The sequence below is a fragment of the Roseiarcus sp. genome (assembly GCF_052145395.1).
GTDB lineage: Bacteria > Pseudomonadota > Alphaproteobacteria > Rhizobiales > Beijerinckiaceae > Roseiarcus.
The window spans coordinates 1-14873 of record NZ_JBKQOT010000245.1 but is presented as its reverse complement, the minus strand read 5'-3'; the positions used below and the strand labels follow the sequence as shown (position 1 = coordinate 14873).

The 14873-nt window shown below is 65.7% G+C and carries 16 protein-coding genes and 1 pseudogene; 3 read left to right on the top strand and 14 right to left on the bottom strand.

Annotated features, from left to right (window positions below; translation table 11 throughout):
- The 13 genes from ACLP25_RS08430 to ACLP25_RS08370 form a co-directional block, all read right to left on the bottom strand.
- Positions 1–364: IS110 family transposase (locus tag ACLP25_RS08430; RefSeq protein WP_442468762.1), on the bottom strand; the 364-nt coding region annotated here is incomplete at its 3' end.
- A 648-nt stretch (positions 365–1012) separates the two neighbouring features.
- On the bottom strand, positions 1013–1594 hold the full coding sequence (locus ACLP25_RS08425) for a TlpA family protein disulfide reductase (protein ID WP_442468761.1): 582 nt from the start codon (positions 1592–1594) through the stop codon (positions 1013–1015).
- Positions 1591–3003 carry a cbb3-type cytochrome c oxidase subunit I gene (locus ACLP25_RS08420; RefSeq protein ID WP_442468760.1) on the bottom strand — a complete coding sequence of 471 codons (1413 nt, stop codon included), beginning with the start codon at positions 3001–3003 and terminating at the stop codon, positions 1591–1593. The genes ACLP25_RS08425 and ACLP25_RS08420 overlap by 4 nt, the downstream gene beginning before the upstream one ends.
- Positions 3004–3007: 4 nt before the next feature.
- Positions 3008–3439, bottom strand: coding sequence for a DUF420 domain-containing protein (locus ACLP25_RS08415; RefSeq protein WP_442468759.1), 432 nt, complete (start codon positions 3437–3439; stop codon positions 3008–3010).
- Positions 3440–3444: 5 nt separating this feature from the next.
- Positions 3445–3585, bottom strand: a complete 141-nt coding sequence (locus ACLP25_RS08410; protein WP_442468758.1) for a hypothetical protein — start codon at positions 3583–3585, stop codon at positions 3445–3447.
- A gap of 79 nt (positions 3586–3664) precedes the next feature.
- A complete protein-coding gene (locus ACLP25_RS08405; RefSeq protein ID WP_442468757.1) occupies positions 3665–5314 on the bottom strand; it encodes a cytochrome c oxidase subunit I in 1650 nt (549 codons plus the stop codon).
- 18 nt (positions 5315–5332) lie between these two features.
- Entirely contained in the window at positions 5333–6094 is a 762-nt protein-coding gene (locus ACLP25_RS08400) for a cytochrome c oxidase subunit II (protein ID WP_442468756.1), read from the bottom strand.
- A complete protein-coding gene (locus ACLP25_RS08395; protein ID WP_442468755.1) occupies positions 6091–6933 on the bottom strand; it encodes an SCO family protein in 843 nt (280 codons plus the stop codon). The genes ACLP25_RS08400 and ACLP25_RS08395 overlap by 4 nt, the downstream gene beginning before the upstream one ends.
- Positions 6934–6961: 28 nt before the next feature.
- The gene (locus ACLP25_RS08390) at positions 6962–7738 is read right to left on the bottom strand and encodes a cytochrome c oxidase subunit 3 (protein ID WP_442468754.1); all 777 of its coding nucleotides are present in this window, start codon (positions 7736–7738) and stop codon (positions 6962–6964) included.
- Positions 7739–7862: 124 nt separating this feature from the next.
- Positions 7863–8810: a heme o synthase gene (locus ACLP25_RS08385; RefSeq protein ID WP_442468753.1), complete on the bottom strand. Its 948-nt coding sequence runs from the start codon at positions 8808–8810 to the stop codon at positions 7863–7865.
- A 257-nt stretch (positions 8811–9067) separates the two neighbouring features.
- A complete protein-coding gene (locus tag ACLP25_RS08380; protein WP_442468752.1) occupies positions 9068–10852 on the bottom strand; it encodes an ABC transporter transmembrane domain-containing protein in 1785 nt (594 codons plus the stop codon).
- A gap of 68 nt (positions 10853–10920) precedes the next feature.
- Complete coding sequence (locus ACLP25_RS08375; RefSeq protein WP_442468751.1) at positions 10921–11481, bottom strand: dihydrofolate reductase family protein; 561 nt, start codon at positions 11479–11481, stop codon at positions 10921–10923.
- Positions 11482–11512: 31 nt separating this feature from the next.
- A complete protein-coding gene (locus ACLP25_RS08370) occupies positions 11513–12274 on the bottom strand; it encodes a bestrophin-like domain (protein ID WP_442468750.1) in 762 nt (253 codons plus the stop codon).
- A gap of 151 nt (positions 12275–12425) precedes the next feature.
- Between ACLP25_RS08370 and ACLP25_RS08365 the strand changes: the two genes are divergently transcribed.
- The 3 genes from ACLP25_RS08365 (at position 12426) to ACLP25_RS08355 (ending at position 14752) form a co-directional block, all read left to right on the top strand.
- A complete protein-coding gene (locus ACLP25_RS08365; protein WP_442468749.1) occupies positions 12426–13148 on the top strand; it encodes a class I SAM-dependent methyltransferase in 723 nt (240 codons plus the stop codon).
- Positions 13149–13283: 135 nt separating this feature from the next.
- Entirely contained in the window at positions 13284–14138 is an 855-nt protein-coding gene (locus ACLP25_RS08360; RefSeq protein ID WP_442468748.1) for a hypothetical protein, read from the top strand.
- Positions 14139–14248: 110 nt separating this feature from the next.
- The gene (locus tag ACLP25_RS08355; RefSeq protein WP_442468747.1) at positions 14249–14752 is read left to right on the top strand and encodes an IS110 family transposase; all 504 of its coding nucleotides are present in this window, start codon (positions 14249–14251) and stop codon (positions 14750–14752) included.
- On the opposite strand, the pseudogene ACLP25_RS08350 reads toward ACLP25_RS08355, so the two are convergent.
- Positions 14704–14873, bottom strand: a pseudogene (locus ACLP25_RS08350) (IS481 family transposase); the annotation flags it as partial. The gene ACLP25_RS08355 and the pseudogene ACLP25_RS08350 sit on opposite strands and share 49 nt — an antisense overlap.

Genomic DNA, 14873 nt, shown 5'->3' with positions numbered 1-14873 from the left:
GCGCCGCCTGGTTCTCCACAGAGCGCACGGGAACGAAGCGCTCGCCCGGACGCCCTGCCGCCTCGCAAATCGCCGCCGCGTCGGCTGCGTCGTTCTTGTTGCGCCGGACATAGGGCTTCACGTGCGCGGGCGGGATGAGCCTCACCGCAAAGCCGAGTTCCAGCAATTGCCGCCCCCAGTGATGCGCCGAGGAGCAGGCCTCCATCGCCACCACGCACCGCGGCAACGTGTCGAAAAACTTCAAAAGCGTTCGGCGATTGACCGAGCGGGCAATGACGACGGAGCCCGTCGCGTCGACCGCGTGAATGCGGAAGACCCTCTTGGCCAGATCAAGCCCGACGCGCGTGACAGACGAGGTATCGATGATAGACTTCCCCACGGACGGCTCCCTTCCAGATGGCGCTTTCAACGACGACCATCTTGGCACGCGTGATGCCGTTCGGGGCGCCGTCCACCTCATCAGCAAGGGGCGGATATGTCCCGTTCACAAAGCCGTTGGGGAACGGCAGCTATTTGCGCATTCCTGCCATTCCAGTCGGACGCCAAGCGTTTGATTTCGACCACCGGCTGGTCGGCCGCGATCGCGTCGCGGGCTTTTGAGCTTCGCGACCAAGCGTCGCTGTCCCAGTCCGACGCCTTTGGGAGCCGTCGCGACCGACGGATCGGATATCCGTCTCTTTTTTCGCGCGGATCAACTTTTTCTTGCGGCTTCTCAGAAGACTCATTAGGATCGCCTCATGCGAAGGCCGAAGGGCGTCAGCGGATTCGGTGGCTCTTTACGGGGCGAATTTCTTTTTGGAGGGGACAGGCGAGTCGGGAAATAAAAATCGACCGGGTTCGCGCGTAACCCATTGAAAAGGCCCGTTTCGGTCGAGAGAATCCAAGGAATTCCAAGGAAATCCAACCTTCAAAACCTGGAGATTCGCGGACGCCTGAGGTTGGCCGGCGGAGCGCCGAGGAAATCCAAATTTCGCCCGGCCGCCGGCGGCTCGCTTTAACTGAACTGTCTCGTCTATTGGACCGGCTTCGACCGCCCGGCCAGCGCCTCGAGCCGCGCGACCATGGCGTCGCTGTCCCACTCCGCCGCCCCCTCGCGGTAGGCGAGCGGGGCGCCGTCCGGCCCGAGGATCAGCGTGGTCGGAAAGCCGCGGGCGCCGATTTCCGGCTCGAGCTTTCCGTCCGGGTCGAGGAAGAGCGTCAGGCGCTTCAACCCCATTTTCCCAAAAGCTTTTTGGGAGGGCGAGTCGCCGACCGGGTCCTTGGTCACCGCGACTACGGCGAAGTCTTCCGGCAGGCGCGCCGCGAGCCGGTCGAGCGACGGCATCTCCTGAAGGCATGGGACGCACCACGGCGCCCAAAGGTTGAGCACGACCGTTTTTCCGCGGAACGAGTCGAGCGAAACCGGCTCACCGGACGCGTCGACGAACGGACTGAGCTTCGCCGGCTCCTTGTGGAGGATTTCGACGAGGTCGGGCGGCGCCGAGGTCCGCCTCGCCTCGAGGATGACCAGGATCCCGAGGCCGATCAGGAACAGGCCGGCGAGCGCCGCCCACTCGGTTTTCCTGCCAGCGGGCGCCGCAGCCGTCGCGGTCATGGCGCGGCGCCTGCGGTCTTCGGCCGAGCGAGCGCCCGGATGGCGATCACGACGAAGGCCGCCCCGCCGAGAATGGTGACGATGGACGCGATCCCGTGCACCGCCATGCCGGCCGCGGCCACGGGGTCGAGCGAGCCGACCCCGGTCGGAGTTTTGCGCAGCGCGCCGTAGCCGCCGGCGACGAACATGCCGATCGAGGCGACAAACTGGCCGCCAGCGTAGAGCCCGATCAGCCAGCGGGTCGCGCGCGCCGACACCGGCCTGAGCCCGAGCTCGTCGAGGCCGAAAGTGAGCAGCATCCCTGCGCTCGACACGCTGACCGCGGTGACAACGGCGTGATAATGCGCCGGCGTGCGCGTATCCGAGCCGGAGATCAGCAGGCCCATGATCCCGCCGAGCGCGAAGAGCGCGAGCGAGGCGGCGAGGGTGAAGAAGCCCGGATCGCGCCAGGGCCAGCGCTGCGGCCCGAGCGCCGCGCGCGCATTGGCGAAGAGGGCGATCGCGAAGACCAGCATCGGCAGCGCGAGGCCGAACTGCAGCAGGCGGAAGGCGTCGTGCTGCTTGTCGGAGAACGGTTCGAAAACCCGGTAGAACATCGGCCCGGGAATGGCGAAGATGGCGATGATCCAGACGGCGAGGCGGAAGATGTCGTCGTCCACGGCCTTTTGCCCGAGGCTCCTGAGCGCGAGAATGCGCCAGTTGGTCACGAGCAGGATCGCGTAGACGAACTGCAGGAGGTGCCCGCCGCCCCAGAACAGAGCCTCCCGGTCCGTCAAGAGCGGGTCCTCCCGCGCGAGCAGGATTCCAGCCACGATGAACGAAACGAGCGCCAGGACGAAGACGAAGCCGGCGAGCGCCATCGCCAGCGTCAGCGCCGGCAGGGGCCGTCTTCCGGGCAGGTTGACGAACAGCCGGACGAGCGGCGCGAGCACCCCGAGCGCCAGCAAAATGAGCCCGAGATCGTAGAGGGGATGGCGGAGGAGCGGAACGTAGTTGGTCAGCTCCGGCTGGGCCTGGTCGAGGAAGGCCGGCGCGAACAGGCAGGGAAAGGCGATCAGCGCGATCCCCTGCCCGACCCGCCCAAAGGCCTGTGCGCGCACCTGGTCTCCCGCGGCCTCGCGGGTCGCGACGGTCGCCAGAAAGGCAAACACGCCGAGAAGCCAGATGACCAGCGAGAAGATGACGTGGATGACGAGGCCCTTGTAGAAGAAGCCGATCGGCCACAGCGGCGCCTTATCCATGCCGGGCACCCGCGACAGCGCCAGCAGCAGGGCGAAGACTCCGGCGAGCGCCAGCGCGCCGACCGCGATCCACGCCCACCCGCTGAGTTCGCCCGCGAGGGCGCCGGCCGTGCGGGAAGTGCGCGCGAACGCGGACGGCCCGGAAGCGGATTGGACGGCCCCGCTCATCGGCTCAGCCCGGCAAGGGATAGAGATGGACCGCCATCACATAGACGACGAGCCCCGAGGCGGCGACGAACAGCCACGACGGATAGGTCACCCGCGCGAAGCGGCGGTGAACGGCGAAACGGCCCTTGAGCGCATTGTAGACCGTGATCGGCACGAGAGCGGCGACCAGCAAAGCCATGACGACGTGAACCGCCAGCAAGGTGAAATAGATCGGCCGGATCGGGCCTTCGCCGCCGAATTTCGCCAGGCCCGCGAACGCGTGATACACAAAATAGACCGCCAGAAAGGCGGCGCCGATGGCGATCGCCACCATCATGGCGCGCCGGTGCCCGTCGCGATCCTGAGCGCGGATGCGGCTGTAAGCGTAAATGAGCACGACGATCGTCGCCGCATTCAGGACGGCGAGCACGTGCGTGAGATCGTGAACAGCGATCATCCGCCTCAAGGTCCGTATTTGATGATCTTGACCATGATGCTCACATACATGAAAGCGGCGAGCGCGGCGAGAAAAGCAAGCAGGACCCACTTGCCCCGCATCGGCCTGCGCTCGGGCTTGGGCTCCGGGGCGAAGGGATCGTTCATCGGCTGATGTTCCGGATTTTATGAACAGAAAGCCCTCCGCGACGGGCGCGGAGGGCGCATCTTTTTAGCTCAGCGCCGGTCAGTGGTAGTCGTAAGGCGTCCAGTCGGGTCCGACCACGACGGGCTTCAGGAAGTTGCCGGGGCCGGGCGGGCTCGTCGTATGGGTCCACTCGAGCGATTTCGACCCCCATGGGTTCGTGCCGACCACAGGGCCGTGGATCGCCGCGTAGATCCAGCCGATGATCATCAGTGTGATGCCGGCGGCGCTGATGAAGGCCCCGTAGGTTGCGATGTGATGATAGGCCTCGAACTGCGGGAACAACGGGTAGCTATAGTAGCGGCGCGGCATGCCCTGCACGCCGATGATGAACAGTGGCCAGAAGGTCACCTGCGTCCCGATCAGGTTGAGCCAGAAGGCTGCCTTGGCGATCGGCAGGTCGGCCGAGCGCCCGGTCAGCTTCGGGAACCAGAAGTAGATCGCGGCGAACAGAGCGTAGGTCGCCATCAGCCCCATGATGAAGTGGAAGTGCGCGTGCACGTAGCTCGTGCGCGCCAAATTCACTGTCAACGAGGTGACGGCGAGGGGAATGCCGGTGAGGCCCCCGACCAGAATGAGGAACATGCAGGCGACCGCGTAGTACATGGCCACGTTGAAGGTGATCGCGCCCTTGTAGAGCGTCAGAAACATCGAGATGACCATCAGGCCGACCGGCACCGAGATCAGGAGCGTCGTCACCATCATGCCGATGCGGATCCAGTCCGGCATGCCGGAGATGTAAAGGTGGTGCACCCACACCTCGCCGGTCATCGCGACAGTGCCGCCGATGCCGCCGTAGACGGCGGCCTTGTAGTTGAAGATCGGGTTCTTCGCCTGGCAGGCGATAACCTCGAACAAAAGGCCCATCGCCGGCAGGAATATCACATACACGGCCGGGTGCGAATAGAACCAGAACAGGTTCTGGTAGAGCAGCACGTCGCCGCCGCGGGTCGGATCGAAGAAGCCCATGCCGACGTAGCGGTCGAGCAGGAGCAGCGTGACCGCGGACGCCAAAACCGGCACGAACACGATCTGAATGCAGAACGCCGCGAAGATTGTCCAGACGAACATGTTGAGCTGGTTCCAGCCCATCCCCGGCGCGCGCATATAGATGATCGTCACCAAAAAATTCACCGCGCCAAGAATCGACGAGAAGCCGATCAGGTGGACGGTGAACACGTAGAACGCCGTGTTGCCGGGCGAGATGATCGAGTACGGCGGATAGCCCGTCCACATGATGTCCGGCTTGTCGCCGATGACGAAGGTCAGCAGCGCCATGATGACGCCGGCCAAGAACAGCCAGACGCTCAGCGCATTGATGCGCGGGAAGGCGACGTCGCGCGCGCCGATCATCAGTGGCACGAGATAGTTGGCCGCGAAGCCGGTCAGGCCCGGAATGAGGAAGGCCAGGATCATCGCCGCGCCGTGGAAATAGAGCGCGGTGTCGTAGGCGTGTGCAACCGTCAGGCTCTTGGAAAAGTCGCCGACGAAATAGTTCACCGGGCCATCCAAGGTCATGACGTTGTACTGGGTGAGCCGAATGGCGATCGCCATCAGGCCCGCGACGATGAACGCCGCCATCGAGCCGAACAGATAGAGCACGCCGATCCGCTTGTGGTCGGTGGTGAACACCCAATCGCTGATCTTGAAGCAAGCCCCCTCGTGAGCCGGAAGATGGGTTGTCGCGGTCATGGGTCCCTCGGTCGATGTCTAGAGCGCGGAGGCCGCAGGCGCGGCGGCGGAGGAGCGTGGGGCGTCGAGACTGGCGCTCTTTTTCTTGGTCAGCTGTTCGGCCATCCATTTGTCGAAGTCGGCCTTCAGAACAGCCTTGACTGGCGCGTTCATCTGGGAGTGGCCGTCGCCGCAGAATTCGACACAGGTGACGAACGTTTCGAGCGGCTTGTCGGGGTAGAACCAGATGTGCGTTATGCGACCCGGCAACATGTCTTCCTTCAGCTTGTACTCGATCAGCCCGAACGAGTGGACAACGTCGGTCGCCGTCATGCGCAGCACGATCGGTTGGCCGACCGGCACGACAAGCTGGTCGGACTTGACGCCATTGCCGTAATCGAACTCGAAGTACCATTGCGAAGCGCTGACATTGACCTCCATCGAATGGGCGGGCACTGTCCGTTGGATGCTCCAAAGGGACCAGCCTCTGGCGGCAAGGAAGAAGTCGTCCGCCATGAACAGCGCCGCCGGCACGAGAGACCATGCGAGCGCAATGTCGAGATTGACTTTTGGGGCCGTGCCGACCTGCCCCGGGCCGGTTGCGCGGTACCGCCACAGGAGATAGGCGCCGACCGCGGCGAACAGGCCCCCGATGACGAAGAGATCGACCAGCACGTCGTTCCAGGTGTCGGTCCACGCCGTCGTCGGGTTGATGATCCCGCCCGTATCCTCATAGGCGAAGCTCGGCCCCGCCCAAACGAGCGCGGCCACGGCCGTCCAGAGCTTCCTGTTCAACCTCATGCCATGCTCTCCCCAGCGTGATCCCGCCGGCGCAGCTTGAAGGCGAGTGCGGACCCGGCAAGCGTCAGTATTCCGCTTGCCAGCGCGCCAACGCCGACGAAGATCGGAATGCTCAAACGATATTTCCCGTCGTGATAGTTGTAGCTGTAACAGAAGCTGATCGCATAATCGACGATCTCGCTCGGCTTGAACTGGTTGTCGCGGGCGTCGAGCGCCGCAAGCTCGATATCGTCGGCGTCGACGTCCTGGTGATACAGCACGCGCGCAAGTTCGCCCTTTGGCGAAAAGAACAGGTAGACGCCCGGATGGACGAACAGCCCGTCGTCCACCGACCAGAAGAACTTGAAGCCGATCTTCGCCGTCTGAGCCTTGAGGTCGGCCTCGTTCTTGAAGGTGGCGAAGGTCCAGACCGGGGCGAGATCGTCGGCAAGTTCGAGATGCTTGCGGAAGGCGCCAGTCGATTCGAGATCGTCGCGGCGGTCGAACGAGACCGTCAACAGATTGAAGTCGACGCCCGGCTTGACGCGTCGGACCTTCTTCAGAAGCTCGTGCAGCGTCGCATTGATGATCGAGCAGCTGCCGTCGCAGGTGTAGTAAGAGAGCACGAGCAGTGTGGGCTTGCCGGCCAGATCGCCCCAGCGGAACGTTCGGCCGTTCTGGTCGACGAATTCGGTCGCTGGATCGATCGCCCGGCCGAGCACCGCCCGTTCGTCGATCTGCAGCACGGCCGGGTTCAGCGCCGACTCCGGGCGGACGAAGTACTGCGCGGACGCCCCGCCCGCGCCCCAAACCAGGGGGAGCGCGAGCGCTGCGGCCATTGCCGCCCTGCGTCTCGTCATCGCCGGCGCCATCCGCCTGTCCTTCATCTCACCAGAAATAGACCTGCGATGCGACGAAGAACCAGACCACGTCGACGAAGTGCCAGTAGATGCCGGCCACCATGACGAACAGCGGATTGATCTTGTTGCGCGCCACGCCCCACGCCACGCCGAGGAACGTCGCGAGGCCCACAAAGACGTGCGAGGCGTGGAAGCCGGTCAACGAGAAGAAGGCCGCGGAGTACTGGTTGGTCCCGGGGGTGAAGCCTTCCGAGTAGAGGTGGACATACTCGTAGATCGTGCAGGAGAGGAAGGCGGCGCCAAGCAGGAGCGTGATCCCGAGAGCAGAGAAGAATCCGCCCCGGTCGCCCTTGTGCAGGCGGGTCTCAGCCATGTGGTAGGTGAAGCTGGACGCCACCAGCAGGACGGTCATCGCAAGCGGAAGAACCTTGTTGAACTCGGGCGTGCCAGCCGGCGGCCAATTCACGCCCGTCCCGAGGCGCAACACCCAATAGCTGGCGAACAGGCCGATGAAAATCAGCGCCTCGCCGATGATGAACACGCCGATTCCGACCGGCGAAACGTTGGAGATCACGCCTTGCTGCGTGGCCCCCTCGTAGATCCATCGCCCGATCCCGGCCATGGTCAGGACGACGCCCACGCCGGCGAACAGGATCGCCAGCAGCGGCAAATGGTAGACGAGCAAGCTCGTGAAGGTCAGCGGAACGAGGAACAAAGCCCCGAACGCGATCGCTATCGGCGCCCAGCTGACTTCCCAATGGCCTGCGTGAACGGCGCCGACGCCCGTGTGCGCGTGATCCGTCATCAGTAAACCCCAGCCTAGCCTGTTGTTGTCGTCTTTGTTGTTCTTCTTGCCGATGGTCTCAGCCGCGCTTTCCGAAGTTGCGGCCGGTCGCCTCCGAGTTTGTTTGAGCCTTACCGCGGCGCGTCTATCCCCTCAGACAGACTTGCGCCAGCAGCGTCGCGAACAGCAGGAACATGTACAGAATCGAGAAGCCGAACAGGGCCATCGCGGCCTTCCGCCGCGCGGACTCGTCCTTGGCGCGCAAGCGGTAAAGCGCCACGGCGCGCCACAGAAACACCCCGTTGCAGGCCGTGGCGACGCCGGCATAGAGAAGGCCGACGCCCGGAATGGCCAGCGCGCCATAAGAGGCGGCCGCCACCAGGACCGCGTAGACGAGAATCTGCCGGCAGGTTGCCACGTGCCCGGCGACGTTCGGCAGCATCGGCACGCCGACGCGCTCGTAGTCCGTGCTGCGGCAGATCGCCAACGCCCAGAAATGCGGCGGCGTCCACAGGAAGATGATCAGGAAAAGCGCGATCGCGCCGGGCGAGAGGCTTCCGGTCGCCGCCGCCCATCCGATCACCGGGGGGAGCGCCCCGGCCGCGCCGCCGATCACGATGTTGAGCGGCGTGCTGCGCTTCAGCACCATCGTGTAGAGCGGGATGTAGATTGCAATGGTCAGCAGCAGCAACGCCGCCGCGAGCCAGTTCACCTGAAGGCCGAGCGCGGCGACCGAGACGATCGACAGCAGGAGGCCGATCCCCAGCGCTTCGTGCGGAGGCACGCGGCCGCGAGGGATCGGGCGCATCGCCGTCCTGGCCATGTTGGCGTCGATATCGGCGTCCCACCACATGTTGAGCGCGCCGCAAGCCCCGGCGCCCGCGGCCATGGCGGAGAGAGTCGCGAGGAGCCTCAGCCAGTCGATCGCGCCCGGCGCCAGCGCGAACCCGACCGCACCGGTGAAGACGACCAGCGACATGACGCGCGGCTTGAGAAGGACGAGATGATCCACGACGCCGCCGCGAACGGTCCGTTCCTCGGCCGCACGATCGTCGATTCCGATCGTCCTCACGCTGACGCGAGTCGTCGCCATGCCCTCGTCCGTTTTCCAGCCCGCCGACGGGAGTCAAGGCAGTCCTCGGGTCTGGTCGAGGGCCGCTGCTTCCCCAGCTCGCTACACTACACTTACCTGATCCCACGCGTTCAACGCGCAACGCATGGGCCGGTGTTTGTTATGCACTAATGACACGATGATCGGATCGAATGTCAAGGCGTCATCCGCCGCCGCAAACCTTTCGCGTTTAAACGAACGACGCATACGGCCGGCTACGCCGCCCAAGGCCGCGCTTGTTACGCGCGTAGCGCCTCCGCCGCCTGCCCGAACTGAAGGTTCGCGAGGCGGGCGTAGACGCCGCCTTTCGCCACGAGGTCGGGGTGCGTCCCCTCTTCGACGATTCGGCCCGCCTCCATCACAAGAATGCGATCGGCCTTCTGGACCGTAGCCAGACGATGGGCGATCACGAGGGTGGTGCGCCCGGTCATGACGTCGTCGAGAGCGGCCTGCACCTGCGCCTCGTTGTGGGCGTCGAGCGCCGATGTCGCCTCATCGAGCAGGAGAATCGGCGCGTCCTTGAGAATCGCCCGCGCAATCGCGAGGCGCTGCCGCTGACCGCCCGACAGGGTCACGCCGCGTTCGCCGAGCTCCGTCGCGTAGCCGTCGACGAGCTCGCGGATGAAGCCGTCTGCCGCCGCCCGCAGCGCCGCCGCCTCGATCGACTCCTCGCTCGCGTCCTCCCGCCCATAGGCGATGTTTTCCGACACCGTTCCGCCGAAGATCGACGGGTCCTGCGGCACGGGCGCAATGCGCGCGCGTAGGTCGCGCGGGTCGACCGTCTTCACGTCGACCCCGTCGACGAGCACCCTGCCCTCGAGGCAGTCGTAGAACCGCATGACGAGCTGGAAGACCGTCGACTTGCCTGCGCCCGAGACGCCGACGAGCGCGACCCGCTCGCCGGGGCGGATCGAGAAGCTCAAGTCGTCGATCACCCGCGCGTCGGGCGCCCCCTCATAGGCGAAAGACACCCGCTCGAAGGCGATCGCGCCCCGCGGGGGCGGCATCGCGAGCGGCTTAATCGGCGCGACGATCCGCGGCGCGACCGACAGAAGCTCGGATATGCGGCCGGCCGCCCCCGCGGCCGCCGCGGCCTCGCTCCACACCTGCGACAGCTCGCCGAGCGACGTCGCCGCCAGCACCGCAAACAGCACGAACTGCGACAGAAGCCCGGCCGTCATCCGCCCGGCCAGGACGTCGTGCGCGCCGAGCCAGAGGACGAAGACGACGCTGCAGAAAGCGAGCGACACCGCGACCGCAATCAGGATCGCGCGCGTGACCGCGGTTTCGCGGGCGGCGGCGTAAGCGCTCTCGACCGCCCGTGCAAACCGCGCCCCGCTCGACTCCTGCGCCCCGAACGCCTGCATGGTGCGCACCGCCCCGAGGCTCTCCGAGGCGAACGCCGTCGCGTCGGCGAGCGTGTCCTGGGCGTGGCGGGACCGGCGGCGAACAATCCGGCCCGAGGCGATGAGCGGCGCCGCGATCACGGGAATGGCGACAAGGACCAGCGCCGAGAGCTTGGGGCTGGTGTAGACCATCAGCGCGGTCGCCCCGACGAACATGAAGAGATTGCGCAGCGCGATCGAGGCCGAGGCGCCGAAGGCGGCTTTGATCTGGGTCGTGTCCGCCGTCAGCCGCGAAACGAGTTCGCCTGTGCGCGCGCGGTCATAGAAGGCGGCGTCGAGACCGGTGAGATGCGCGAACACGTCCCGGCGAAGGTCCGCCACCACGCGCTCGCCGAGGGTCGTCACGAGATAGTAGCGCGTCGCCGCCGCGAGCGCGATGACCACCACGACCGCGGCCATCGCGAGAAAATAGGCGTCGATCGCGCCGCCGCTCTCCGTCGAGAAGCCGAAGTCGATCATGCGCCGCAGCGCGAAAGGCACGGCGAGCGTGGCGACGGACGAAACGATCAGCGCCGCCAGCGCCGCCAGCGCCCGCCCCTTGTAGCGCAGTCCGTATCGGCCGAGCGGAAGGAGCGCGCGGAAGGAAGAGGTCCTGGACGGTTGCGATGCCTCGGTCATGGACGCCTAGATAGACGCTTCCGGCCTCAAAGACACCCGCGCTATTCGGGGTCGCGCGGAAGGCCGCCTCAGGCGGCGCGCGTCCACTCGACCATCGTCACCCCGTCGTCCAGCCTCTGAACGGGCCCCGGCTTCAGCCCCGCGGCGGCGAGCACGTCCTCGGGCGAGCGCCCCGACCCCTGCTCATGAAAAACCGGCACGCCCCCCGGAAGGCGGACCCCCGGGGCGTGGCTCAAATGAAAGGCGTCGTAGCCGATCCCGAGAAACAGGCTGAAGACGAACGGACCGCCGACGACGGCGATCTCGCCCCCGGTGACGCCAAGCGCGGCGCAGGCCGCCTCGAGCGACTCGCCGGCCGGGTTCCAGAGCCGCGCGTTCGGGTTCTTCGGGTCCGGCGCGAGCCCGGAGACGCTTCGCGTGAGGACCAGCCGTTTCCGGCGAGGCGAATTCAGTTGTCCTTCATACGATAGCCTGCCGTTTGCGATCACCGCCGCCTGATCGAGTGCCTGCTCGTACAACTTCTGGTCGGACGGGAACTTGAGCGAGTCCGGCATCAGTCCGTTCGCCGCGGCGATCATCCCGTCCTCGGACGCGATCGCATGGCCTTCGATGCGAAACGAGCCGCGCATGCGCCAACCTCCGACAGCCCAATGCGATCGTCTAAGAGCCGAGCGCCTGAAGGGTCTCGATCATGGCGCCGGGAGGAAGCCGGAACAACCCCGAGTACGGGCGCGACAGTTCGATGATGATCAAGAGCGCGCTGGCGACGGCGATCGCGCCGAGCGCCAGCGCCGTGACGACCGTGGCGTTGACCGGCGAGACCAGCCCATAACCACAGAAGAGAAGCAGCGACCAGCAAACGACGATCGCAAGCAGCGGCCAGGATATGCCGCCGGCGAGTTGCAGCATCATCAGGACCCTCGTCTGCTCGATTTGGTTCGCCGCTGCATTGGCCGTCGCGAGCACCTGTTTCTGGGCGTCGGTCTTCGGCGTCAGCGACATCAGGAACTGATCGAGAATCTTGCTCCCGGCCACGACGGATTTGACGTCCATCCCGGAGAGGTCGGCGCCGCCCCCGCCCCAGATCCTGTTGTAGCTTTGCGTGATCGCTTTTCGGAGGCCGTCGCGGCCCGGCTGCGCCTCCGGTCCAAAAGCCTCCAGCGACGAGTCGAGTTGCAAGGTTCGGGCGGCTAACGTCTCGAGCTCCGCCTTCTGCGTCGCGTAGACCGTGTAGGCGGAGCCGACCAGCGTCCCGAGCACGAGGGCCAAGAGAAGACTCAGCATGCCGGTCATCGCGCCGATCATCTCGCGGGCTCGGTCGGGAGCGTGCTTTTCGGGCAGCCAGACGTGCAGCTTGAGGCCCAACATGCCTGCGGCGAACGCCAGCACCGCCACGCCGACGGCGAACAGAATCGAATCCACGGAAAGCCTCCCAAGCCCGCTACGGCGCGACACCGTAGTTGCCTGCGCCCGTCCGTTCAAGCCGAGCGGAGCCAACGCAGGCCCTGTTCAGGCGCGACAATTTCGCTTAGACCCGCGCCTCGAACGCGAAAACCGGCGGACGCCTCGCCTCATGAACGGACGCAGACTGATCCCAGGCAAGCCCGCGCCGGCCTCGGAGATCCCCGACTACACCATCGCGCGCGATACGCTCGACGAGACGCTTTCGGCCGCCTTCCGCGACCGGCTCACCCGCCTGAACGCCGTCGTCGAGCGTTCGGGCGAGGTTTTGGAAGGCAACATCTTCTATCCGGACCTCGACCGGAATTTCGTCGGCAAGCCGCCCGCCGCCGCCCTCGCGCCGGCGCGCCGCAACGTGTGGCGAGCGGTCCGGTTCAAGCAGCGGCTCCTGGAGGTCGGCGTCAACGCCGGGCACAGCGCGCTGCTCGCGCTGTCGGCCAATCCGAAGCTCGAATATTACGGCGTGGACATTCTCGCTCACAGCTACACGGTCCAATGCGTGGATTTCCTGAAGGGCGAGTTTCCCGGCCGCGTTCATCTTTATCCCGGCGATTCCCGCGAGGTTTTGCCCTGGCTCACCGACCGCAGCGACGTCGGCTTCGATCTCTTCCATGTCGACGGCGGCCACACGGACGAGGTCTGCCTCTCGGACATGACGCACTGCGTCCGCATGGCGCAGGGCCAGAAGGGCCGGCACCTTCTGCTGGACGACGTCCACGCCAGCTGGATCTTCGACATCTACTGCGAATTTGTCGCGCGCGGCGATCTCACGACCGAGACGTTCTTCGACGATTGGGAAGAGGCGGGCCGCAACGTTCTGGCGCGGATCGAATAGAGCAAAGAACCTCGTCCTGAGGAGCGGCGCCGCAGGCGGCGCGTCTCGAAGGACGCTCGCTGGCCCCCCCCGCCCTATGATCCCGTCCTTCGAGACGCCCGCTTCGTGGGCTCCTTGAGGCACGAGGTCTAAGAAATGAGGTCGAGCTTGGAACTGATCCCGGACGGCGAATTCGCCTCCTTCTGGCACGGCGGCGCGCTAAATGCCTTCGCCTGGGCCTGCCTTGCGTCCTTCCCCGAGGAGGGCGCGCGCCTCGGCCTCTACAGCTACGACCGTGGCCTCGAAGTTCCCCCGGGCGTCCGCCTGATGGACGCGCGAAAAATCTGCCCGGACGAGACGCTCGTCTGGCGCTACCTCGCCGACGGCAAGCCCTCGATCGCCACCTTCGCCGACATGTTCCGGTATCTCATGATCCGCGAGACGGCCTTGTGCTGGGTGGACACCGACCTCGTCTGCCTGAAGCGGCCGGGATTTGCGAAAGAGGCGTACATCTATGGCCGGCAGGCGGACGCCGTCAGCACGCTTTTGGTCAACAACGCCGTGCTCAAGCTGCCGCCCTCCGACCCGGCGCTGGCGGAACTCGTCGCGACCGCCGAAGCCGCAGCCGACGCCGACGGACGCTGGGGCGCGCTCGGGCCGTTCCTGCTGACGCCGGTCTTGGAGAAGCACGGCCTCTACGGCCGGGCGCTCGACCCGCAGGTCTGCTACCCCGTCGAGCCCGAGCAGTTCTGGAAGCCATTTCTTCCGGCCTTTCGCGACGAGGTCGCTGAGACAGTCGAAGGCGCGACCTTCCTCCATCTCTGGAGCGAGGCGATCCGCTGGAGCGGCTACGACTTTTCCACCTGCCCGCCGGCGGGCTCCTATCTCTATGAGCGCTTCGCAAAGGTCGGCGCGCTCCCCCGCTTCGCCTGCGTCAGCGACGAGGACGAGGTCCGTCGCCTGATGGGCAAGGCGATCGCGGACTGCGAGCGGCGCGCCGCCGAGACCTGACAAAGGTCGGGAGACCGGCCATCCGAAAATGACATGTCGATGGCCGGACTGCGCAAAGAGCGGCCAATCGCTGACACCTCTGCGAACGCGTCATATCCGCCTCTTTGCTGATGAGGTGGACGGCGCCCCGAACGGCATCAAGCGTGCCAAGATGGTGGTTGTTGAAGGCGCCATCTGGAAGGAGGCCGTCGATGGGCAAGTCTATCATCGATACATCGGGTGTCACGCGCGTCGGGCTCGATCTGGCCAAGAGGGTCTTTCGTGTTCACGCGGTCGATGCGACGGGTAAGGTTGTCATTGCTCGCTCGGTCAATCGCCGAACGCTTTTGAAGTTTTTCGACGCGCTTCCGCGGTGCGTCGTGGCGATGGAGGCCTGCTCCTCGGCGCATCACTGGGGTCGGCAACTGCTGGATCTCGGCTTCGCCGTGAAGCTCATTCCGCCGGCGCACGTGAAGCCCTATGTCCGGCGCAACAAGAACGACGCAGCCGACGCGGCGGCGATCTGCGAGGCGGCGGGGCGTCCGGGCCAGCGCTTCGTTCCCGTGCGCTCGGTTGAGAACCAGGCGTCGTCGATGCGCGAATGCGGCTCGGAGCGATGGTCGCCGCGGTTGTAGGTGGCGATGAAGCGCGCAAGCCAGCGGTTCGCCTCCGCTTCGGTCTCGGGTTCATGGAAATGGTAGAGCGTCTCGTGCGCATCCTTCACGGTGCGGAATGGCCGTTCGACCTTGCCCTTGG